The sequence below is a fragment of the Brevibacillus sp. HD3.3A genome (genome assembly GCF_013284375.2).
In the GTDB taxonomy this organism is placed as follows: Bacteria; Bacillota; Bacilli; order Brevibacillales; family Brevibacillaceae; genus Brevibacillus; species Brevibacillus parabrevis.
The window spans coordinates 1,615,426-1,638,367 of the sequence record NZ_CP085874.1; the positions used below are offsets into that span (position 1 = coordinate 1,615,426).

General features: G+C 53.4%; 21 protein-coding genes. 8 read left to right on the forward strand and 13 right to left on the reverse strand.

Going from position 1 to position 22,942, the window contains the following annotated elements:
* Nucleotides 1–55 precede the first annotated feature (55 nt).
* The 8 genes from HP435_RS07920 to HP435_RS07955 form a co-directional block, all read right to left on the reverse strand.
* Nucleotides 56–949, reverse strand: coding sequence for a DMT family transporter (locus tag HP435_RS07920; RefSeq protein WP_122963090.1), 894 nt, complete (start codon nucleotides 947–949; stop codon nucleotides 56–58).
* Between the two features lie 64 nt (nucleotides 950–1,013).
* Nucleotides 1,014–2,330, reverse strand: a complete 1,317-nt coding sequence (locus HP435_RS07925; RefSeq protein WP_122963091.1) for a sodium:solute symporter family transporter — start codon at nucleotides 2,328–2,330, stop codon at nucleotides 1,014–1,016.
* Nucleotides 2,327–3,031: a response regulator transcription factor gene (locus HP435_RS07930; RefSeq protein ID WP_122963092.1), complete on the reverse strand. Its 705-nt coding sequence runs from the start codon at nucleotides 3,029–3,031 to the stop codon at nucleotides 2,327–2,329. The genes HP435_RS07925 and HP435_RS07930 overlap by 4 nt, the downstream gene beginning before the upstream one ends.
* A gap of 5 nt (nucleotides 3,032–3,036) precedes the next feature.
* Nucleotides 3,037–3,756: a sensor histidine kinase gene (locus HP435_RS07935; RefSeq protein ID WP_229049852.1), complete on the reverse strand. Its 720-nt coding sequence runs from the start codon at nucleotides 3,754–3,756 to the stop codon at nucleotides 3,037–3,039.
* Nucleotides 3,757–3,926: 170 nt separating this feature from the next.
* Complete coding sequence (locus HP435_RS07940; protein WP_122963094.1) at nucleotides 3,927–4,916, reverse strand: ABC transporter ATP-binding protein; 990 nt, start codon at nucleotides 4,914–4,916, stop codon at nucleotides 3,927–3,929.
* 4 nt (nucleotides 4,917–4,920) lie between these two features.
* Nucleotides 4,921–5,943, reverse strand: a complete 1,023-nt coding sequence (locus HP435_RS07945; RefSeq protein WP_122963095.1) for an ABC transporter ATP-binding protein — start codon at nucleotides 5,941–5,943, stop codon at nucleotides 4,921–4,923.
* Between the two features lie 12 nt (nucleotides 5,944–5,955).
* Nucleotides 5,956–6,876, reverse strand: coding sequence for a nickel ABC transporter permease (gene nikB, locus HP435_RS07950; RefSeq protein WP_122963096.1), 921 nt, complete (start codon nucleotides 6,874–6,876; stop codon nucleotides 5,956–5,958).
* Nucleotides 6,877–6,889: 13 nt separating this feature from the next.
* Nucleotides 6,890–7,789, reverse strand: coding sequence for an ABC transporter permease (locus tag HP435_RS07955; RefSeq protein WP_122963097.1), 900 nt, complete (start codon nucleotides 7,787–7,789; stop codon nucleotides 6,890–6,892).
* A 184-nt stretch (nucleotides 7,790–7,973) separates the two neighbouring features.
* Between HP435_RS07955 and HP435_RS07960 the strand changes: the two genes are divergently transcribed.
* The 3 genes from HP435_RS07960 to HP435_RS07970 all read left to right on the forward strand — a co-directional run bounded on the left by HP435_RS07960 (nucleotide 7,974) and on the right by HP435_RS07970 (nucleotide 11,779).
* Complete coding sequence (locus HP435_RS07960) at nucleotides 7,974–9,218, forward strand: amidohydrolase (protein ID WP_173596192.1); 1,245 nt, start codon at nucleotides 7,974–7,976, stop codon at nucleotides 9,216–9,218.
* A gap of 6 nt (nucleotides 9,219–9,224) precedes the next feature.
* Nucleotides 9,225–10,448, forward strand: coding sequence for an amidohydrolase (locus HP435_RS07965; protein WP_173598368.1), 1,224 nt, complete (start codon nucleotides 9,225–9,227; stop codon nucleotides 10,446–10,448).
* A 110-nt stretch (nucleotides 10,449–10,558) separates the two neighbouring features.
* Entirely contained in the window at nucleotides 10,559–11,779 is a 1,221-nt protein-coding gene (locus HP435_RS07970; protein WP_173598367.1) for an amidohydrolase family protein, read from the forward strand.
* Nucleotides 11,780–12,025: 246 nt separating this feature from the next.
* On the opposite strand, the gene HP435_RS07975 is transcribed toward HP435_RS07970, so the two are convergent.
* On the reverse strand, nucleotides 12,026–12,700 hold the full coding sequence (locus HP435_RS07975; protein ID WP_229049853.1) for an MBL fold metallo-hydrolase: 675 nt from the start codon (nucleotides 12,698–12,700) through the stop codon (nucleotides 12,026–12,028).
* A gap of 301 nt (nucleotides 12,701–13,001) precedes the next feature.
* Between HP435_RS07975 and HP435_RS07980 the strand changes: the two genes are divergently transcribed.
* Nucleotides 13,002–13,691, forward strand: a complete 690-nt coding sequence (locus HP435_RS07980) for a hypothetical protein (RefSeq protein ID WP_173598366.1) — start codon at nucleotides 13,002–13,004, stop codon at nucleotides 13,689–13,691.
* A gap of 197 nt (nucleotides 13,692–13,888) precedes the next feature.
* On the opposite strand, the gene HP435_RS07985 is transcribed toward HP435_RS07980, so the two are convergent.
* A complete protein-coding gene (locus HP435_RS07985; protein ID WP_173598365.1) occupies nucleotides 13,889–15,133 on the reverse strand; it encodes an amidohydrolase family protein in 1,245 nt (414 codons plus the stop codon).
* A gap of 308 nt (nucleotides 15,134–15,441) precedes the next feature.
* Between HP435_RS07985 and HP435_RS07990 the strand changes: the two genes are divergently transcribed.
* Entirely contained in the window at nucleotides 15,442–16,911 is a 1,470-nt protein-coding gene (locus HP435_RS07990; protein ID WP_173598364.1) for an amidohydrolase family protein, read from the forward strand.
* 95 nt (nucleotides 16,912–17,006) lie between these two features.
* On the opposite strand, the gene HP435_RS07995 is transcribed toward HP435_RS07990, so the two are convergent.
* Together HP435_RS07995 and HP435_RS08000 are read right to left on the reverse strand one after the other, a co-directional pair.
* Nucleotides 17,007–17,771 carry an SDR family oxidoreductase gene (locus HP435_RS07995; protein ID WP_122963104.1) on the reverse strand — a complete coding sequence of 255 codons (765 nt, stop codon included), beginning with the start codon at nucleotides 17,769–17,771 and terminating at the stop codon, nucleotides 17,007–17,009.
* 54 nt (nucleotides 17,772–17,825) lie between these two features.
* Nucleotides 17,826–18,032: a hypothetical protein gene (locus HP435_RS08000; RefSeq protein ID WP_122963105.1), complete on the reverse strand. Its 207-nt coding sequence runs from the start codon at nucleotides 18,030–18,032 to the stop codon at nucleotides 17,826–17,828.
* Between the two features lie 513 nt (nucleotides 18,033–18,545).
* On the opposite strand from HP435_RS08000, the gene HP435_RS08005 reads away from it, so the two are divergent.
* Nucleotides 18,546–18,989 (forward strand): aminotransferase class I/II-fold pyridoxal phosphate-dependent enzyme, encoded by a 444-nt coding sequence (locus HP435_RS08005; protein ID WP_173598363.1) that lies wholly within the window; start codon nucleotides 18,546–18,548, stop codon nucleotides 18,987–18,989.
* A 127-nt stretch (nucleotides 18,990–19,116) separates the two neighbouring features.
* Complete coding sequence (locus HP435_RS08010) at nucleotides 19,117–20,190, forward strand: branched-chain amino acid aminotransferase (RefSeq protein WP_122963107.1); 1,074 nt, start codon at nucleotides 19,117–19,119, stop codon at nucleotides 20,188–20,190.
* A gap of 185 nt (nucleotides 20,191–20,375) precedes the next feature.
* On the opposite strand, the gene HP435_RS08015 is transcribed toward HP435_RS08010, so the two are convergent.
* Entirely contained in the window at nucleotides 20,376–20,894 is a 519-nt protein-coding gene (locus HP435_RS08015) for a DUF3231 family protein (RefSeq protein WP_173598362.1), read from the reverse strand.
* A 266-nt stretch (nucleotides 20,895–21,160) separates the two neighbouring features.
* Between HP435_RS08015 and HP435_RS08020 the strand changes: the two genes are divergently transcribed.
* Complete coding sequence (locus HP435_RS08020; protein ID WP_122963109.1) at nucleotides 21,161–22,765, forward strand: glutathione ABC transporter substrate-binding protein; 1,605 nt, start codon at nucleotides 21,161–21,163, stop codon at nucleotides 22,763–22,765.
* The last annotated feature ends 177 nt before the right edge of the window (nucleotides 22,766–22,942 follow it).

The window sequence follows — 22,942 nt, forward strand, 5'->3', positions numbered from 1 at the left end:
CTGCTTTTGTAAAACTCAACCATAATTCCGACTGTTTTTGTATGAAATAAAAATGTCACGAAGAAACAGGCGAAGCGGACTTATGATCGCGCGGCTCTTTGGAAGTGGTGGTTAGCGTAACACCTGCGATGATCAGGAGCGCTCCAAACAGTTGAATGAGCGTGACGGGCTTCGCCAACAGGAAAAAGCCGAACAGCATGGCGATAAACGGCTCCAGATTGGAAAACATCGCGGCTTTGGCCGCTCCGACTTTTTGCAGCTGGCTGTTCCAGATCAAGGTGACGATGCCGTGCATGATGACAGCGGTCACAAACAACAAAATCCACGAAGACAACTGCGTGCTGTAGGCAACTTGCGGCAAGCTGGCGAAGACGAACGGCAGCAGCGCGCCGAATCCGATCAGGTTGGAAAAAAGCGTGGTCACGAGCGGAGGCAGTCGGTGGCCGAGCATGCGGACGAGAATGATCGAGACGGCAAATGTCAGCATCGTCAGCACGATCCAGAGAATGCCGACGTCAAAGTGCAGCTCCGCCCCTGTGTAAATGACGAACAGAACACCAGCCGTACCGATGACAGCGCCAAGCCCCATCCGCCATGTCAGGGCTTCTTTTAAAAACAGGGCGGCGAGCAGCGCAGTCGTTACCGGAGTCAAAGCCAAAATCAGCGACGAAGTAGTGGGATCAGCCGTCACCAGCCCTTTGTAAAACGACCACTGGTTAATCCCGACGCCGACAATGCCGAGAGTCGCAACCAAAAGCCAGTCACGCCGTGACAGCTTCGGAATCGTCAGTCGTCCTTTTGCCCAGATCAACAAAAACAGCGCGATGAACAGCAGACGCATGACAGACAAAAACAGCGGCGAAAATTCCGCCACCAGCATTTTGCCAAAGACAAAATTGCTGCCCCAGGCGGTGACGCAAAAAATGAGCAGCAAGTAAGATCGCAGCATGACATTCGTTCCTTCCTGTGCGATCAGCGCCAGCCAGCACCAGCAGCGTAAGGGCTTGCAGGCGTTACGCCGTGCGGAAGTAGCGCCTCCACAGCCAGGTGATGCTCAGGTAGCCTACCAGGAAGAAGGCCGTAGCAAAAGAAGCGATCCAGATCGCTTTCATCGGATCGACAAACGCTCTGCTGACGTACCCTGCTGCCTGTCCTACCACAGCGCTGATCAAAATGAAATTGGATGCCTTCCCCCGCGACCAGACGATGACGATCAAGGGCAAAATCAGGGAGGCATAGATGATGCCGAAGAAAAACAGCAAGTCGAGCAAGGTCGGCTTGAAATAGCTCGTCAGACCAAAAGACACCGCGCCAATCATGATGGCGAGCATGTAGCCCGTGCGAATTTTTTGCCGTTCGGTTGCACGAGGGCGGAACAGCTGATAGACGTTGTTGACCATCAGGCTGATCATGGAATGCAGCCCGGCTCCGAATGCGGACATGATCGCACCGAAGGAGCACAGGACGAACAGGACAAGCAAAAACATCGAATCGATTTTGCGAACGAGGTCGAACATGAGCGAGTAGATGTCGTCAAAGCCGCCCGTGAAAATGACGATGATGATTAGCGACGAAAAGGCCAGCGGCACCGTGGCGAAAATCAGTCCGGACAGCAAAAAGGTCGGGACGATTTTTTTCTCTTCCATCATATACAGCCGCTGCCAGGAAGCCTGGTCGGAAAAAACTTGTCCGAAGCCGATCAACAGCCCCGTGACGATAAACAACAGCCCTTCCTTGTTGCTTGCCACGAGCAAATACGGATGGTACAGCCGCAAGCCGTTGTAGACGTGCTCGACGCCTTTTCCGATGAAAAAGTAAACCGGAATGAGAATCGCCGCAGCAAATGTAATCACAATCTGCACGATGGCAAAGCGGTGGATCGAGCGGATTCCACCGATGCCGGCAAACAGGACGGAGAACACAAAAAAACAGAGCAGACCGAGCGGGATAGGCAAGCCGAACAAAATGTTCAGCAAAACGCCGCCAGCCATCCCTTGGACAAACATCGCTTCGATCGTCGTCAGCAGCAACAAAATAATCATCAGCCAGTAGCCAAAAGGGTGCAGCTTGCCCTGCAAGTAATCGCCGATGGTCATGCCTTCGGAAAATTCCCGGCGCACCCGGCGGCCGAGCAAACCGAAGAAGCAGAGGGCGACTGCCCCCATCAAGGCGAAGCCGATCCCGCCGAAGATGCCGTATTTGACGAGCGCCTCTGGTGAGCCAAAAATGGTGTTGCCAGTCACCCAGCGGGCAAGAATGGAGACGGCTCCGAGTCCGATCCCGATTTTGGCTGCGCCCAGCACGTACTCGCGAAAGGATAAATACGTCAAAATACATTCCCCTTGTCCCGATATTCTTTGGGAGTTTTCCCGACCACCTTGCGGAAGATGGTGCTGAAATAGTGCTGGCTGTTGAAGCCTGTGCGCTCCGCTACGGTCGAGATGCTCCATTCCGGATGGCCGATCAGAAATTTTTTGGACATCTGAATCCGGTATTGCATCAGGTACTCGGAAAACGAAACGCCGACTTCCTCATGAAACCGTCGACTGAGATAAGTCGGATTGATGTGCACCTCTGCCGCGAGGTCAGCCAGGTTGAGCTTTTCGGCAAATTTCTGGTGGATGATGTTCATCGCATCGGAAATAATCCGGGTGTAGGCGGACAAGGCAGGACTTTTCTGGTATTTGTTCAAAATCTCGACCAGCTCGCTCTCGATGACAGGCTTCGTGATGTAATCGACGACACCGAGGCGGATGGATTGTTTGGCGTAATGAAAATCTTGGTAAGCGGTCACGATGATCAGTTCGATCTCTTTATGCTGGGCACGCAGCTCCTCGCCGAGCGCCAGCCCGGATTTCCCCGGCAAATTGATGTCCAGAAAGGCGAGATGAAGAGGCACCTTCTGGCTGATCGCCATGGCTTGGCTGCCGTCAGCGGCCTTGTACAAATTCCACAAGGGGAACATGGGCTGGATCAAGTATTCCAGCTGGTCCAGCTCCAACGGTTCGTCATCCACGAGTAGTACGTTCATCTTGTTCACCTCACATCAACATGTTCAAAAATACACGGCCATTGAACAATCACACGCGTTCCTCCCTCAGATGAGCTTTCTAGCTGTAATTGTGCGTGATCACCAAAGCAAAGGTGAAGGCGGCGCCGGATGTTGTCCAAGCCGTGGCCGCTCTTCTCATGCGGCTGTTCGGCTTCGCTGTCTGTTCCATTCTCATGCTCGAAGGCGGCGAGGTCAACAGAGCCGTTGTCTGCGACGACGAGCAAGACATCGTCTGCTTGGCGGCTGATGTGGATTTGCAAAACAGCGTCGCCCATCTTGCGCTCCAGCCCGTGTTTGAACGCATTTTCCACGAGCGTTTGCAGCACGAACGGAGGGATCGAGGCGGTGAGCAAATCGTCCGCGCATTCGAGAGTAATGTGCAGTCGGTGGCCGAAGCGGAGCTTTTGAATCTCCAGGTACTGCTCGGTGTATTGAATCTCCCGGGCGAGTGAAATCAACGGCTCCGTCGATTTGTACTTGAATTTGAGAAACTGGGAGAGGACTTCGAGAGCCCTCACCAGCTCTTTTGTCCGGTTGAGCCGTGCCAGGCTGAGGATGACATTCAATGTATTAAACAGGAAGTGCGGCTGGATTTGCTGGTTCAGCTGATTGTAGAGCGCTTGCTGAAGCTCCTTTTCCAGCTCGATCTTCACATTTTTGTTTTCCAGCAGGTCGATGCGCTTTTCAAAAATGAACAAAAACAATAAAGCAATAGCTCCTATAATAGGAGCCAAAATGAACAACAGAATGAGCAGAGTGAAACCTTCGAAGCTTATCATGAGATCCCTTCTGTATGGTCGTCTTTGATTTTGCAGTTACCATCATATCATGCCGCTTGAGGCTCGCTTGCTTTTTTAGAAAATTTTAATGTCTCTTACGGCACGAGGTGGCAGGCAACCTGATGCGTGCTGTGTACGTTGGTCAGAGCCGGAACTTCTGTCTTGCAGCGCTCGACCGCGAGCGGGCAGCGCGTATGGAAGCGGCAGCCTTGCGGTGGATTGATCGGCGAAGGCACGTCTCCGCGCAGGATGATCCGTTCTTGCTTTTTGCTGACGTCCGGGACCGGAATCGCGGACAAAAGCGCCTGTGTATACGGATGCTGCGGACTGTCGAACAGCGACTTCTTGTCGGCGATTTCCACGACTTTGCCGAGATACATCACCATCACGCGATCAGAAATGTGGCGAACGACGCCAAGGTCATGCGAGATGAACAAGTAGGTCAGCTTGAACTCTTTTTGCAGGGATTTCAACAGATTCAGCACTTGTGCCTGAATCGAAACGTCGAGAGCAGACACCGCTTCGTCGCAAATGATCAGCTTGGGCTGCATCGCCAGGGCGCGGGCAATCCCGATCCGCTGCCGCTGCCCGCCGCTAAATTCGTGCGGAAAACGATCGATTTGATCCGGGCGCAGACCGACGTGGCTGAGCAGTTCAATGATGCGCTCCCGGCGCTGGTTGGCAGGGACGATGTTTTGGATCGCCAGTGCTTCGCCGAGAATTTGCGCCACGGACTGACGCGGATTCAGCGATGCGAACGGGTCCTGGAAGATGACCTGCAAGTCTTTGCGCATGCTGCGCATTTGCGATTTGGACATGGCGAGCAAGTCTTTTCCTTCGAAAAATACCGAGCCGCTTGTCGGTTCATCGAGGCGAAGGATGGCGCGTCCGGTAGTCGATTTTCCGCAGCCGGATTCGCCTACGATGCTGAGCGTTTCGCCTTCAAAAATCGTGAAGCTGACATCGTCAACCGCTTTGACGTGATTGACGGTGCGGCCCAAGATGCCGCCTTTGATCGGGAAGTGCTGCTTGAGGTTTTGGACTTCGAGCAGTGGTTTTTTCGTTTGATCGGCTGTCATCATCATGACGTCATACCCCCATTTCTGTAGCAGTCTTGCTGGCGCCATCCCATTCAGGCGTGTACATCCAGCAGCGTACCTTGCTTCCGTCGTCGCTTGTCAAAAGCTCGGGCAGCTTGGAGTGGCACAGTTCAGTGGCATGCGGGCAGCGCGGGGCGAAGCGGCAGCCAGTTGGCATGTTGAAGGGGCTTGGAACGTTGCCCTTGATCGCCACCAACTCTTCCACATCCTCGTCCAGACGGGGGAGGGAGTTCATCAGACCGATCGTATACGGGTGCTTCGGATTTTCGAACAAGTTTTTGGCGGTCGTGTACTCGACGACTTTTCCGGCGTACATGACAGCGACGCGGTCGCACGTCTCTGCGACGACGCCGAGATCGTGGGTAATCATGATAATGCTCATGCCCATTTCGGCCTGCAGCTTTTTCATCAGCTCCAAAATTTGCGCCTGGATCGTCACGTCGAGCGCGGTCGTCGGCTCATCCGCGATGAGAATTTCCGGGCGGCAAGCGAGTGCCATCGCGATCATGACGCGCTGGCGCATCCCGCCGGACAACTCATGCGGCTCCTGGGTCGCGCGTTTTTCCGGGGAAGGGATACCGACGAGGCGCAGCATGTCGACCGCTTTTTCCCACGCTTCTTTGCGGCCCATGTTCTGGTGCAGACGCAGCACCTCGGCGATTTGCTCGCCGACCGTGTACACAGGGTTGAGCGATGTCATCGGCTCCTGAAAAATCATCGAGATTTCGTTGCCGCGAATTTTGCGCATCTCGGCTTCTGATTTGGCAATCAGGTCTTGCCCTTTGAACAAAATTTCTCCTCCTACAATTTTTCCCGGAGGGCTGGCAATCAAACGCAAGATCGAAAGCGAGGTGATACTTTTTCCACAGCCGGATTCGCCTACCAGACCGAGCGTTTCTCCTTTGTTCAGGGAGAAATCAACGCCATCCACGGCTTTACTGACGCCATCATCTGTGAAAAAGTGCGTTTGCAGGTTGCGAACGTCCAGTATTTTTTCTTGTTGTCCTGGCATGGTGCTCCCTCCTTAGTTCAGATCGATTCGTTTATTGAAGTAGCGATACAGTACGTCGACGAGCAGGTTGACGAACACGAAGATGACGGAAGCGATCAGTACGCCGCCCTGGACGACAGGCAAATCGCGCATGCGGATCGCGTCGACGATCAGACGGCCCAAGCCGTTGATGGCAAAGACGGATTCGACGAGAACCGTACCGCCCAACAGGAACCCGAACTGCAAGCCGACAACGGTGATAATCGGAATCAGGGCGTTTTTCAACGCGTGCTTGTAAACGATCACTTGTTCACGCAAGCCTTTTGCCCGCGCTGTGCGGATGTAGTCCTGGCGTACGACGTCGAGCATGCTGGAGCGGGTCATCCGTGCTACGATGGCAGCTCCGGCCGTTCCGAGCGTGATCGCGGGCAAAACCATGTGTTTCCACGTGCCCCAGCCAGCGACCGGGAACCATTGCAGTTTGACCGAGAAGTAGTAGATCAGGCTCAAACCGAGCCAGAAGCTTGGCAGCGAGACGCCGAGCAGGGCGACGATCATGATTGTGATGTCAGCCGCGGAATACTGCTTGGTAGCCGAGATGATCCCCGCGACCATTCCGAGTACGACGGTGACAAAAATACTGGCAATGGCAAGCTCGATCGTTGCTGGCAGGCGAGCCATGATTTCGTCGAAGACAGGCAGGTTGGAGCGCAGGGACGTACCCAAATCTCCGGTCATGACGTCCGTTACATAATGGAAGTATTGCACCATGACAGGCTGGTCGAGCCCGAGCTGTGTGCGAATTTTGGCAATCGTTTCTGCAGAAGCACCTTCACCAGCGAGCAGGACAGCCGGATCGCCGGGAACCATTTGCATGATCAAGAACACAACCAGAATGACACCGAGCAGGACGGGAATCATCTGTAACAGGCGACGAACAATGTAGACAAACATGAAGCCTTCCCTCCTATTGTTTCATTCTTGGGTCCAGAGCGTCCCGCAGGCCGTCTCCGAAAATGTTGAAGCCGAGTACGAGCGTAGAAATCGCCAGGCCAGGGAACATGGCCAAATAAGGAGCGGTGAACAAAAAGTCGCGTCCGTTGCTCAGCATGGCGCCCCATTCCGGCAGGGGAGGCTGTGCGCCGAGCCCAAGGAACGACAGACCGGCAGCGGACAAAATCGCTGTCGCGAGACGCATTGTTGCTTGCACGATAATAGGAGACAAAATATTTGGGAAAATGTGCTTGAAAATGATCGTGAAGTCGTTGGCGCCGAGCGAGCGAATCGCGTCGATGTATTCCAGCTTTTTCACCGTCAAGGTAGAACCGCGGACGATCCGGGCAAACACCGGAATCGAGAAGACCCCGACAGCGACCATGACGTTGAACAAGTTGGGACCCAGGGCGCTGACGATAGCCAGGGAGAGCAGGATGCCCGGGAACGCAAGCAGAACATCAATGACACGGGAGATGACCGTGTCGACCCATTTGCCGTAGTAGCCGGACAACAGACCGAGAATAATTCCGAAGAAAGCGCCGATAAAGACAGCGACGAATCCGACAGACATGGAAAGACGTGTTCCGTAGAGGAGACGACTGAGCACATCCCGACCTTTGTCGTCCGTACCCATCCAGTGATCAGCGGATGGCGGCTTGAGCTTGTTCACCAGATCAATCGCGTAAGGATCATGCGGAGCGATAACTGGTGCCAACAGGGCGATTGCGATGTAGAACAAGACGATAAACCCGCCTACCATCGCCAATTTGTTTTTGCGCAATTTCCGGTAAAAAGTCCGCCATCTGCCTGGGCGTGCTGCCGCAGCTTTTGACGGAAGAGCTTGATTGGTTGGTGCGAACTCAACCTTCATGATGTGACCCCCTCCTTTGCTTACGTCAAAGTTATCAGAAAAATGTATGAAGTAAAGGCAATTTGAACAAGTCGTAAAAATAGTGAAAATAGACGTAAAGATTGTGCAAATCAACGCTCGTCCCTTCCTAGATAATGGGTAGGGAAGGCATAGATACACATTTCCCAGAGAGGATGGATGATGGATGGGCACTGCCTATTGGCTGACCAATGTTCGTTTGGAGACGGGCTATCGCAGGGAAAACGGAGTCGTCGCTGGAACGGATGCATCCTTGTTTCACATCTTGATAAAAGACGGAAAATTTGCACGTATTGCACAGGCGACGGAGACGCTTGCGGACGATTTGCCGCAAAAAGACGCCAAAGGGCTTTTGGCGTTGCCGTCCTTCATTGAAAAACATGTGCATCTGGACAAGACACTCTTGGGCGAGCCGTGGCGGGCTGTCATTCCGGTAGCGAACATTATCGAGCGCTGCGAGATTGAAAAGCGGGCATTGCCAGCCTTGCCGACGACTACGCAGGAGCGGGCGGAAAACCTGCTGTCCGTGCTGCTGTCTTACGGTTCCACACACGTGCGCACACACGTCGACATTTATCCGGAAGCGGGCATCTCCAATCTGGAATCGGTGCAGGCAGCGCTGGCTACTTATGCGAATCGGGTAACTCATGAGATCGTGGCATTCCCGCAGCACGGACTTTTGCGGACGGATGCGCAGCCGCTGTTGCGTGAGGCGCTGCGCCAGGGCGCGACACATGTCGGCGGAGTAGATCCAGCAACGGTAGACGGCGATCTCGAACAGTCGCTGCACCAGATGATGGAGCTGGCGGTCGAGGCGAACGCCGGGGTTGATTTGCATTTGCACGACCCGGGACATTTGGGAACGTTTACGATGAAAAGGCTTGCAGCCATGACGGTAGATGCCGGATGGCAAGGCCGCGTAGCGATCAGCCACGCTTTTGCGCTCGGGGACATTCCCGTGCCGGAAGCAGAAGAGATGGCGACGATCTTGCGGGAAGCGGGCATTACGATTATTTCCAGCGTTCCGTTCAGCCGGGCGATCCCGCCTGTGTCATTGCTGCATCAAAACGGAGTGGACGTGGCGCTTGGCTGCGACAACATTTTTGATACGTGGCAGCCGTACGGCAACGGCGACGTGCTGGAGCGCTTGTGGCGCTTGGCGGAGCGCAACCGTTGGCTGGACGAGCTGGCCTTGTCCCAGTCGCTTCGCTTCATTACGGGCGGGAAAACGACTTTGGATGCGAATGGCACGCAGCTGTGGCCTGCTGTCGGAGAAGAAGCGAGCCTCGTTCTGGTGGAAGCGTCGTGCTCGGCTGAAGCAATCGCGCGGCGGGCAGATCGCCAGGCGGTCTTTTTCAAAGGAAGCCAGGTCGCCGGACAAGTGGAAGAAGCGACCACAACGAAGGGATGATCGCAGATGAAGGCATCTCCGTACTGGATAATTAACGCTCGCCTGGAGTGCGGGTATGAGTGGGATCAGGGAGTTGTCACAGGAACGCGTACCGAGCTGTGCGATTTGCTTATCGAGAACGGGAAAATCACCCGAATCGTTCCGTCCAGCGAAATTTTGGAGGACGGAGTGCCAAAAAAGGATGCGAAGGGTCTGCTGATTTTGCCTGCGATGGCGGAAAAGCACATCCACTTGGAAAAAACGTATTACGGCGGGCCGTGGAAAGCGACGACTCCGGTGAAAAACTTGTTTGAACGGCACGCGGAGGATCGCACGTTGCTGCCGATGTACTTGCAGCAGGCACAGGCGGGAGCGGAGAGCATTTTGTCGCTTTTGGTGGAAACGGGCGTTACGCACGTGCGCACGCATTGCCACGTCGACCCGACTGTCGGCCTCGGCTTTTTGGAGGGCATGCTGCGGGCTTTCGAAACTTTTACAGACAAAGTGTCGCATGAGATTGTCGCCTTCCCGCACTACGGCATGCTGCGCACGCAAGCACGCGAGACGGTGCGAGAGGCGCTGCGCCAAGGAGCGACGCATGTGGGCGGCGTCGATCCCGGCGGCGTCGACCAGGATATCGAACGCTCGCTGCAAACGATCATGGAGCTGGCTGTGGAAGCGGATGCCGACATCGACTTGCATCTGCACGACCCTGGGCACCTCGGACTTTTCACGATCAAGCGGATCGCAGCGATGACGGAAGAGGCAGGGTGGCAAGGGCGTGTCACGATCAGTCACGCGCTCGGGCTGGGAGATGTGTCGCTGGAGGAGGCGAGAGAGGTGGCGCAGCAGCTGGCAACGCTCGGCATCTCGATCGCATCGACGGTTCCGATCAACCGCCCGACGATTCCGATTCCGCTGTTGCACAAAGCAGGCGTCGCCGTCATGCTCGGCAACGACAGCCTGACAGACAACTGGACGCCGTTCGGAAGCGGAGATTTGCTGGAAAAAGCAGGCCGACTCGCGGAACGTTTTCGCCTGACGGATGAGCGGTCGCTGGGAGTGGCCCTCGGCTTCGTGACAGAGGGGCGCATTCCGCTGGACGATGCGGGCAATCGTCTGTGGCCGCTGGTAGGGGATGAGGCAAGCCTGATGGCAGTGGAAGCCGCTTCTTCGGCAGAAGCGGTGGCAAGGCGGGCGAAGCGCAGAGTGGTGCTGTTTCAGGGCAACAGGGTAGCGGGCGAATGGTAACAGGCAACAGGCGGCGCGACATGTGGCGAAGAAGCCAACGGTCGGCGGCAAGCCTTGCGCGGTGACAGCGGTTTTTTACAAATTCCATCTGGAAAGGATGTTATGAATACATGTCTACAGCCTATTGGATTACGAACGTTCGCCTGGAGCGTGGATACCGGACAGAAAATGGCAAAATTGTCGCAACTGACACAGAGCTGGCGCACCTTTTGATCGAGGACGGCCGGATTGCCCAAATCGCCTATGGCGACGAGGCAGGGGCGAGCGGACTGCCTGTCAAAGATGCGAACGGCTTGTTGGCTGTACCGTCGTTTCAGGACATGCACATCCATATCGACAAGACGTACTACGGCGGCCCGTGGAAAGCGGTCACTCCGGTCAAAAGCATTTTGGAACGTCTGGAAGAAGAGAGCCGACTGATGCCCAAGCTGTTGCCGACGGCGCAGGAGCGCGCGGAAAAGATGCTGGAACTGCTTTTGTCCGCCGGTTCGACGAAAATTCGCAGCCATTGCAACATCGATCCGTATATCGGCCTGAAAAACTTGGAGGCGACACTTGCTGCCATGGAAACGTTCAGCGGCAAGTTGGAATGCGAGGTCGTTGCTTTCCCGCAACAAGGGCTTTTGCGCAGCAATCAGGTGGAGAACATTCGCCAGGCGCTGAAAATGGGCGCGACCTACGTCGGCGGCGTCGATCCGGCGACTGTCGATCAAAACATCGAGAAATCGCTGGCGACGATTTTTGAACTGGCGGTAGAAGCGGATGCTCCGATCGACGTTCACTTGCACGATCCTGACCATCTCGGCATTTTCACGTTCAAGCGTCTGGCGAAAATGACCGAAGAGGCAGGCTGGCAAGGCCGCGTCACGATCAGCCACGCCATCGCTTTGGCTGACGTCAGCCTGGAGGAAGCGGGAGACGTAGCCGAGATGCTCGCCGCACTCGGCATCTCGATCACTTCTACGGTTCCTGTCAACAAGGCGACTATTCCGATTCCGCTTCTGCGCGACAAAGGCGTCAAAGTCATGCTCGGCGACGACAGCATTACCGATCACTGGTCGCCGTTCGGCCAGGGAGACAGTCTGGAAAAGGCAGGACGATTGGCGGAGCGCTTCCGCATGCAGGATGAGCGTTCCTTGTCTCAGGCGCTGGGCTTTATCACAGGCGGCAAAACGCCGCTCGACAAAGAGGGCAACCGCCAATGGCCGAATGTAGGAGACGAAGCAGACATGGTGTTGTTGCACGCTTCCTCTGCGGCAGAAGCGGTGGCGCGCCGAGCGAAGCGCCAGGCTGTCGTGTTCCGTGGCAATGTGGTGTCCGGGGCGCTGTAAGCTGACAGGTACTTGAAACGTTACGTACCATTTGCAGCAAAACATTCATGGCCGTTTTGTTGACTGCAAGCGGTCACATCCCATTTCACGAAAAACGTCGAGATGTTTTCACAGAAAAAAAGAGGCAGACCGCTTGCGGTTTTGCCTCTTTTTTGGCGTATGGAGCCATGCTTGTTTGCTAATGCGTTCGTGAAACAGCCCGTTCTTCCTATGAAATCAACGCCTGAGACGACAGACAGCGCGCGATCATGCCTGGCCAAGCTTCACGATTTGCTCGCGGACATTTTCCCTGCACATTCCCCCGTGATAGCAGACGACGGCTTCCAGGTCGAGGTCTGCATACTTTTTCAGCGAGCGCCGGGCTGCGTCCATATCTGGTGTCGTCGGGGCATGAATGCCACCGATCATCCCGTCTACACTGTACAGCGAATCTCCGGCAATGAGCGTCTTGCTCTTTTTTACATACAGGCTGATATGGCCGGGAGTATGTCCGGGCGTATGAATGACGCGAATCCCGCCGCAAAAAGGCAGCTCCTGACCGTCACTTACCGTATGATCTACTCTGCCTTTAGGGGGATGTTCCAGGTGGCTGTCTTTTAACAGCGGCAACTCCCCTTGAATGTACGGCTGATCCAGCTCGTGCGCGTAAATTTTCACATGTGGACCGCATTCCTGCAAAATCTCAGGCAGACAGCCGATATGGTCCATGTCCTGATGCGTCAAAATCACGGCTTGCAGCTGGGCGATCGGCACTCCTGCCGCGTCCATGGCTGCGCGCAAATCTTCTATTTGCCCGGGAAAGCCTGTGTCTATCAAAACGCTCATTTCTCCCTCGCGCAGAAGCATGGGGTGAACGATATTCCCGTGAAAATCGAGCGAAAGCATGTAAACCCCCGGTGAAATTTCCGCCGCCATTGTCATCGTCATCAACCTTTCGTAAAATTACATTTTTACGTAAATATATAATATTACGTTGGTTTTGCCGTTGTCAATCTTTACCGGATGATTTGGCTTGCTGCCCTTGACCTGGTTGTATCGTGTGGCACAAGAAAAAAGCTCCCGACTGTACACACTCAACAGTCGGGAGGTGGCTTGCCTCTTCGTCGGATAGGGAAAATTTCCTTGTTTTTTATTTATTTCACATATAAAAATATTGAAAAATAAATAAAAGTAATATAAGATAGTGCCCGAATCTACCAAAAATAGGAAGCGGTGCATAAGAATGATAAAGAGATCTGTATTCGCTATTGCTGGTCTTGGCTCATTGTTATTGTTTGCGAATAGCGCTTCAGCCGACATCACGTCTGCGACTTCATCTGTCGACATCAGTAGCTCAACCACAAGTAGCTACAAAGTAAAGTTTTCCGCTAAGACGCTTAATAATAATGCGAACGCTAAAGTGTATACTTTGTATAAAGGAGTCGTGCTCGTAGACGAAGTAGAGGATAGAGTTCGGACGTCAGGTGCTTATACTTCCAGTCATGAGCCGAAAATTAGATACAAGGTTGAGAGCGAGCATACTGAAAGTTTAGGCGCTGGACCAATAAGTGACTTCAAAATGTCCTCGGATACGGTCGTGTATAATCCGATTGATTGGACACTCGTTAAGGAAGATCCACATGAAGCCAAAGAATACGAGAATCTACTCGTACAAAGCGCCAATGAAATTGCTGACGATACTGGAATAGACTTGTCAGAATACACTGTAGTCGACAAAGAGGTAGTTTTCAATTTGGACAAAGACCTCTTTAAAGAGGTCAACGCCGTGACTAAGATTTCGATTGGTGATATACGCCCACAAATCTACCTCCATGAATCCCGTGAAAGTTTGTATGTACTGAAGCAATCAGCAGACGGGGAAAGCACGGTTACGGAATTTGTACTGGAAAACGATAAGTGGGAAAAGCAATAGTGTAAGGGGGGAGGTAGCGAAAGCTGCCTCTTTTTTCTTTCTTTAATGTCACAACTGCCATCCGATTACGGATGTATCCACATACACTACGAAAAGGGGCGGCATGCCAAATGAAAAACAGATACGAAATCAGGGGAGACGGATGCTTGCCAGCTCCCACCTTGGCCGCGTTCTCCTTCCAGACATGGCGTCTGGCACTAGTTTTCCCCTCGTCTCTCCAACGCCCCATGCACGACTTTCCCTTTGAACATGACAGCAGCCCGGCGCGATCTTCTGGCGATGGCTTCGGCGGAGCAGGAAGCTTCGGCAAAAACGATGCTCGCTTCGTCACCAGCTTTGGGCCATGCGCGGTTGCCAGCGCGGTCGAGCGTCGTTTTGCCGCCTGTGATGAAAAAGAGCGATTGCACCAGCGAGCGCTCGTCCACCCAGCGATAGCGCTCCACGAGGCGATTCAGCTTCTCCAGCATGTCGCCCGTTCCGTACGGCGACCACGAATCGTAGAAACCGTCATAGCCAAGAGCTACGCGCACGCCTTTTTCGTGCAGGATCGGTACGGGAGGCATCGCCCGGTTGATCGGCACGGTCGTCATGATCATCGTGCCCAATCGGGACAAACGCTCCGCCATTTCTGTACTTTCCTCGACAGATACATCACCGAGAGCAAAGGCGTGGCTGATCGCCATCCGGTTTTGCCAGCCTGCTTCTTCTGTCAGGTCGAGAATGCGCTTGATCGTATAAAAGCCGAGCGTGCCCGGATCGTGCAGGTGGATATCGACATCGGCGTCAGCTTCCACGGCAATGTCCATCATCTCCCGCAGCGAACCTTCCAGCTCGTTATCGATTCCGGCAGGGTCCAATCCGCCGACGAGCGTAGCGCCTTCTTTCATCGCCTGTCTCATCAAGGAGCTTGCTTGTGTGCGCAACAGCCCTTGCTGCGGAAAAGCGACAATCTCGTAGGTCATCCGGTCGCTGTACGCTTCCAGTGCGGCCCGTACGCCCTCCAAGTTTTTCAGGCCGATGTACGGGTCAATATTGACGTGCGTCCGTACATGTGTGGCGCCGCCGTTCAGCAAAAGCTGCAACATCGCTTCGGCCCGCTTTTGCGTGGTTCCGGTCATCAGCGGCATTTCTGTCGCTTCGAACTCTAGGCGATCAATCAGCTTTTTCGGAGGGAGACACGACTTCCATGTAGCGCCTGCATACGTTTTGTCCAGATGGTTGTGCTTTTCCACGAACGACGGGAGCGCAAGCAGTCCGTTGGCGTCCTGCTGCGGAAGCGTTGTGTCGAGTGGCTTGGTCGCGGAAATGATCTCGTTAATCACCCCGTCCTGAATTTTCAGGTGGCAAATCTCCGAGCGTGTGTGGACTACCCCATCCTCTCCGGTTTCAAATCCGCTATCGAGACGAACGTTGGTTAGCCAGTATGAGTATGCTTGACTCACAAAAAATCAGCCCTTTCGCATGAAAAATAGTAAGAGGATCGTTGAAAAAAGCCCAGCCTAGCTTCATTGCTCTCTATTAATTGTAAGGAATATTTTGAATAAAGATTTGCAGCTTCTTTACGAGTTTTTGCATGATTTTTACTTATTGGCGAAATTCTTGCCGTTTTTTGAAAAGTAGTAAAGATTGTGCAAATACATGTAAAGCAATTGAAACAAACTTGACAGAATATTTCTTATACTGGCAAAGGATACAAAGATAGATAGTGGAGAGTGTGAGCACGAATACGGAAGCAAGGGGGAGGAACAGCATGAAAAAGAAACTGACAGCCAAATATGTCATCGGGTACGACGGAGAAGACCACATCATCATCAAAGACGGGGAAGTCGTCTACGAAGGTGAGACGATTTTGTATGTAGGACATGCGTATGACGGAGAAGTGGACGAAGTGACCGACTTGGGCAATGCCGTGATCAGCCCGGGGTTCATCGATCTGAACGCGCTTGGCGATATTGACCACGACATCGTGCATCTGGAAGTGTCGGCGCAGCGAAACAAAAATTTGCTCTGGTCGGAAGCGTACTACAACAAAGGCTACCACGAGGTCATGACGCCGGAGGAAGAGGCGTTCAAATCGCTGTACGCCTACAGCCAACTGATCTTGAACGGCGTGACGACGGCGATGCCGATCACCTCTGTCTTTTACAAGCGCTGGGCAGAGACGTACGAGGAACTGGCAGCGGCAGCGGAGCATGCAGGACGTCTGGGACTGCGCATGTACATGGGACCGAGCTACCAGTCGGGAATGCGCGTCGTCAAGGCAAATGGCGAGATTGAGGTGCTGTGGAACGAAGCGGAAGGACGGGCAGGGCTTGAGCGGGCTGTCCAGTTCGTCAAAGACTTTGACGGCGCCCACAACGGCCTGATCCGCGGCATGCTCGCGCCGGAGCGGATCGAGACGCAAACGCCGGAAAATCTGGTTCTGACGAAACGCTACAGCGATGAGCTGGGTTGCCCGATCCGCCTGCATGCGGCGCAAGGAAGCTACGAGTACACGGAAATTCATCGTCGCCATGGCATGTCGCCCATCCAGTACCTCAACGAAATCGGGTTCCTGGGCAAAAGGACGGCGATTCCACACGCGCATTTCATCCCTGGCTACAGCGAAGCGACGATCGGGGAAGGCGACGATCTGGCTATCCTGCAAGAAACGGGAACAACGGTCATTCATTGCCCGCTCGTCATCGGACGCCACGGCTCCGCGCTGGAATCTTTTGCCCGCTACAAGCGTCGCGGCATTAATATCGCGATCGGGACGGACACGTTCCCGCCAGACTTCATCCAAAACATTCGCACGGCCAGCATGCTTTCCCGCTTGCAGGAGCGCGATGTGGCAGACTCCAGCTACGCGGATATTTTCCGCGCGGCAACACTGGGCGGCGCCCGCTTCCTCGGAAGGGACGATCTCGGCAGACTCGCTCCGGGAGCGCAAGCCGACATCATCGCGATCGACCTGGACGGATTCCACATGGGAACCGTTGACGATCCGATTCGCACCCTGATCATGTGCGGCTCCGGGCGCGATGTGAAGCTGTCGATCATCGCAGGACGCACCGTAATGAAAGACCGCGTGCTGCCAGGCGTTGATCTTGCGGAAATCAAGGAGCGCGGCCAACGCTATTTTGACAAAATGCGCCTCGGCTATGTGGAGAGAGACTATCAACAGCTTGGCGAAAAGGAACTGTTCACGCCGTCGTTTCGCATCGTCAACAAACCGTAACGCTCTGCACTAAAAGCCAATCCAAAAAGCACAATCTGCTGTTGTATAGCGGATTGTGCTTTTATTTTGCGCGCAACACACGCAACAGTGGCAGCTCAACGCAAAAATCCTCCTTCCGAATGAATGATTTGTCCGGTAATCCATCCCGCTTCCTCGCTTGCCAAAAAAGCGACCAGACGTGCCGCATCTTCCGGTTGGCCGATCCTGCCCATGGGGCTGCGCTCCAAGAGGAACGGCACCAGCTCTTTTGACATCCATCCGGTATCTGTAGGGCCGGGATTGACTGCGTTGACGGTAATTCCGAGCGGAGCGACTTCTGCGGCAAAAGTAATCGTGAACGCATCCAGCGCCCCTTTTGTCGCGGCATAGGCGATTTCGCCAGGCATGGGACCTTTCGATTGCCCGGAAGTCAGGTGAATAATCCGGCCGTTGCCAGGCTGGGAGAATCGACGGGCAAATTCGGCGCTGAGCATGATCGGCGCGCGAACGTTGAGCGCATAATGAGCGTCCAGACTGGCAGCCGAAAGCGACTGATAATTGTCGGAAGTGGAATGGCAAGCGTTGTTGACGAGAATACAGGGAGCGCCAACCTGCGAGCTGGCTTCATCGAGGACATGCGACCACGAGTCAGGCTTGGACAAATCGATTTCGCTGCACGCGCACTGTACTCCATAGCGGGTCAACTGTTCGCGCAGTTGCGCTGGCTCATCGTCTTGTATCCCCCAGTCCATTGTCTTGTCGTACGCTGTCCAATACGTGAAAAACAGATCAATCCCTTGTGCAGCCAACGCTCTGCATATGGCAGCACCAATACCGTTCAGCCGACTTGCTCCTGTGACGATGGCGACTTTTCTACTCATAGGCACGAAACCTCCTCAGCGATAATGGATCATTTGCGTTTTGCCCACGGGTAATCAAAACAAGTTCAGCAACAACGATGGCGGAGCCAAGTAAATATACCCGATGATGAGATAGGCGAACAGCAAGAAAAAGCAAATCCCGGAAATGGTGAGGTGTATGCGAATTTTTTTCGGATGGTAACCAAACAAACCGAGGAGCAGGCAAACGAAGCCGACGATTCCCAGCAAAAGCGGGATCGCGATGATAATATATTCATTCATGATAAAAATCACCCCACTTTACTACCTTCTTTTCGTTCCATGTAAAAGTCCAATCTTTGATGGGATGCGTGAGCACAACCAGAGCGCTGTTTTGCAAAATGCAGTCCATTTTTCTTGCGCCGATGAATACTGCCTTTTTTGGGAATAGTCAATCACTTCGCTGTTCGCTCGCACATGCCGATGAAAATCACCCGACTCCATGAACAGGTACAACGTTTTCTGGAAAATGGGCGAAGCGTACTGATCGTAGCTGTTGCTTTTCGTCAGGAAGCGGTCGAGCAGTGCGGGAGGCAGAACGAGATAGCTGAGCCGAATAGAGGGGCACAACACTCTGGAAAACGTTCCGACGTACACGACGCGTCCGGTGGAGCATGTCGACTTCCATTCCTTTCGTTCCTGGCACTGGAAAAAGCAGAAAACTGGATATTTCTTCTTTGTAAAATTAAGGATATTCTACATCATAACATCTTTGCAAAGCGAATCGGAAGCAGGGATGAGAAAGTCGCACGCGACATGGAGGAGAGAAGCAATGACGATGATTTTGCCTCATATCGAAAAGATGCCCGGCTATGTGGAAGGCGCGATGCCCTCGGCGGGAACAAAAGCGTTCCGCCTGAATCTGCGATCGCACGCCATCTCGCGCTTGCGGCGTTGCGCGATCAAAGCTATATGCAAGAGACGACAGGCAGGATCAAGCGGACGCGGGCGGTTTTTTCCAAGCAGCTTGAATCGCTCGGTTTCAGCGTCGTCCCAGCGCAGACGAATTTCATTTTGTGCCAGCCGCCAGCGAAGGCAGAAGGACAGTCTGCGCGCGAGCTGTATGAAAAGCTGATGGAGCAAGGAATTTACGTGCGCTATGATCAACTGCCGCGCCTTGCGGACATGCTGCGCATCACAGTCGGAACGGAAGCGGAGATGGAAGAGGTTTATGCTGCACTTTCCCCGATGATAGAGTAACTTTCCTGTTAGCCGTTTCTGGCAAAAGGAAAGTTAAGCTGGCAATCATTCGAAATAGTTGATATTTTAAATATATAAAGCTTATTTCAGAAATGCAGGATTTTAATAATCAAGGGAGATGTAGAAGATGGAGTGTCAGCTAACGATTGTCCGAACAGAGCAGAAAAAAGAGAAGCCAGCACTCGACAAGCTGGGGTTCGGCGTGCATTTTACCGACCATATGTTCACGATGGATTACACGGAAGGAAAAGGCTGGCACGATCCGCAAATCGTTCCGCACGCTCCGCTGACGCTCGATCCGGCTGCGATGGTACTCCACTACGGACAAGCGATTTTTGAAGGAATGAAAGCATACCGCAACAAAGCAGGCAAGGTGCTTCTGTTCCGTCCGGAGCAAAACTTCAAGCGGATGAATCGGTCCCTGGAGCGGATGAGCATGCCGCAAGTGGACGGGGAATTTATGGTCGATGCGCTGAAACAGCTGGTAGCGCTTGAAAAAGAATGGATTCCGGCAGAGAGCGGCATGTCGCTGTACATCCGTCCATTTGTGATCGCTACGGAGCCATGTTTCGGCGTGCGTCCATCGCACACGTACAAGCTGATCATCGTTCTGTCTCCGGTTGGCGCTTACTATGCAAATGGTATGGAGCCAGTGAAAATTTACGTAGAAAACAAATACGTTCGCGCTGTCCGCGGCGGTACAGGCAATGCCAAAGTAGCGGGGAACTACGCAGGCGCTCTGAAAGCACAGGCGGAAGCCAAGGAAAAAGGCTACGAGCAAGTGCTTTGGCTGGATGGCGTAGAAAATAAATACATTGAAGAAGTCGGCAGCATGAACGTATTTTTCAAAGTGGGCGAAGAAGTGTGGACCCCTGCTTTGAACGGCAGCATTTTGGAGGGAATCACCCGTGATTCGACGATCCACCTGCTGAAAGACTGGGGCATCCCGGTAGTAGAAAAGCGGATTTCCGTCGAAGAATTGTACGAGGCGTACACAAAAGGGCAACTGGAAGAAGCGTTTGGAACAGGCACGGCAGCGGTCATCTCGCCAGTCGGCGACCTGAACTGGAACGGCCACCAAATGATTCTCAACGGCGAAAAAACAGGCCCGTTGACCACCAAACTGTACGAAACAATGACCGGAATCCAGTATGGCGAAAAAGAAGACAAGTTCGGCTGGTCTGTAGAAGTCAGCGAGTAATTTCATAACGACAATGCGACAAGCTGCAAAGCATGCCTTCCTCGTCTCGACGAGCGGGGGCATGCTTTTTTATGGCGCTACGCCAGCGAGATTTGCCAAGTTGCTTCCCTCAATGTAATCAAAAATGACCGAACGTGCAAATAAGCACTGCCCACCCAGTGACAGTGCTTATTCACAACAACAGGCTAGACGTGCGCAAGCTCTGGCGCGTGCATGTGCAGGGGTGGGGAAATCAGCCAGCCCTTTTCCTTGAGGATGCGTTGCAGACGAAAACCGGAGTGCGCTTTCGCAAAGTGGAACTCGGCAAACATCAAGCCGATATCCTCGCGCAGCGACTGGCTCATGACCTGGCTGCATGTCAGCAAGCCTCCGTCAATATCCCGGGCAATTCCCAGGGCAATCTCGGAGTCGTTGAGCCTGGCTCCGACCGGAATGCTGCTCCGATCAGCCAGTGGCCGATCGGGAGGGGAAGGCGGCAAGGCGACGCCGTTTATTTTAAGTACATCCTCCAACTGGTCAATTTCCTTTTTCATCGTTTGCATGATATCTTCGAGAAAGTCCTTCAAATCCGTATCGCCAGCATGATTCATCGCTGTCTGATAACCAGCGAGCAGAGCTTTTGTCGTCGCCAAATAAACCCAGACGCCAAACACTTCGCCATAATGCAGCGGCTCTTGTTTGGAATTGTCACCAAAAATCCCCATGCCTGTCCTCCTTCTGATGCCGTTCATCTGACGGCGGCACTCGAATGATCTTCCGCCCATTGATAAGATTCGCCATGCACGGCAAATTCACCGTGGAAAATGTAGGCACTCGCCTTGTAGAGATTTTTTTAACATTCAAAAACAACAAGGTAAAGATAGTGAAAAAGAAAGTAAAGATCGTGCAAAGATTAATAGTAAGAAAATTAGTAATATTTTGTTATGTCATTATTTTTCTTTTTACCAACGAGACAAAGGGGGCATTTTCATTGAAGAAAACGCGCATCGTACGTTCCATTCTTGCTTTGTCTGTCGCGTTTGCGACCGTTTTGACAGGCTGTTCCGGCACCTCGCAATCGCAACCGGCTTCGACCGGCTCCAACTCCGGACAAGCAACCGGCAGTCCTGCGCCATCCACCCCTGCTGCGTCTGGCGGCGGTACGTTGATTATCGCCCGGCTGTCTGACGCGAACAACCTCGACCCGCATTTCAGTACGCAAATCAACTCCATGGCAGTCGTGCAGCACAAAATGTACGAAGGTCTGGTGATGATGGACCGCAACAGCGAGTACAAGCCGCTTCTGGCGACAGAATGGAAGCAGAAAGACGATGTGACATGGGAATTTACTTTGCGGGACGGCGTGACGTTCCACGACGGAACCGCGTTTGATGCGGAAGCTGTGAAGAAGACGATCAATCGCATTTTGGACAAAAACCAGCCGACTCCCAAGGCAAACATGTTCGGGATGATCAAGGAAGTCAAAGTGATTGATCCGAAAAAAGTGGAGATCATTTTGCATTATCCATTCGCGGGATTGCTTTCTGTCCTCGCCAGCGCCGAGGGCGGCATCATCAGCCCGAAGGCGATTGAGCAGTACGGCAAAGACCTGGCCAAGCACCCGGTAGGGACAGGCCCGTTCGTCTTTGAGTCGTGGACGCCCGGTCAGGAAATCGTCATCGTCAAAAATGAAAACTACTGGGGCACGAAGCCAAAAGTGGACAAAGTCGTGTTCAAGACGGTTCCGGAGGACACGACGCGTGTCGCGATGGTGGAGACAGGCGAAGCGCACGTTGCCGAGCAGTTGCCCGTCACGGAGCTGGAGCGGGTGCAAAACTCCGCGAATATGTCGCTGGGGCGCTTCGAGTCTTTTGCCGTGGATCATATCGGGATGAATGTCAAAATGAAGCCGTTTGACGATGTCCGCGTCCGCCAGGCGATTGCGCATGCGATTGACAAGGAAGCGATTATTCAAGGCGTCTACAATAACGTCGGCAAAGTCGCGATCTCTTCGCTCGGTCCAAAAGTAATCGGCTATAGTCCGAACATCAAGACGCCTGAGTACGATTTGAACAAAGCCAAGCAATTGCTCACAGAAGCTGGATACGGCAACGGACTCAAGGCGACCGTGTACTTGAATGACAACAAAGCGCGCATCAACGTGGCAGAGGTGTTGCAATCGCAGCTGAAAGGAATCGGCATTGACCTGCAAATCCAGGTGATGGAGTTCGGGGCGTATTTGGAGCTGGCGGCAAAAGGCGAAGCCCAGATGTTCATCAGCGGCTGGGGCAATGCCACAGGCGACGGCGACTACAACCAGTACAACTTGTTCCACAGCACGTCTGCGGGAGTGCCAGGCAACCATTCCTTCTACAGCAATCCAAAAGTCGACGCGTTGATCGAAGCAGCACGCAAGGAAAAAGACCCGGAGAAACGCAAGCAAATCTACGCAGAGGCGCAACAGATCGAGATGGACGAAGTGCCGCTGCTCCCGTATCGCAGCTCTGAAAACCTGGCAGCTATCGCGAAAAATGTGCAGGGCGTCTACATCAGCCCTTCCGGCTACATCGAGGTCAGCGATGTGACGATTCAATAGGCTGTGCCAAAAGTCTCTCCCAAAAGTCTCTCCCAATTGCTGGGAGGGGCTTTTTCTTTTGCTATCCTAATATGTGGAAAAGGCAAAAAAAGAGTAAAGAAAGTGAAAATCGTAGTAAAGAGAGTGAAAAAATAATGCCTGAATAGTAGGTAAAATGAGACATGCGCGAATGGTCAA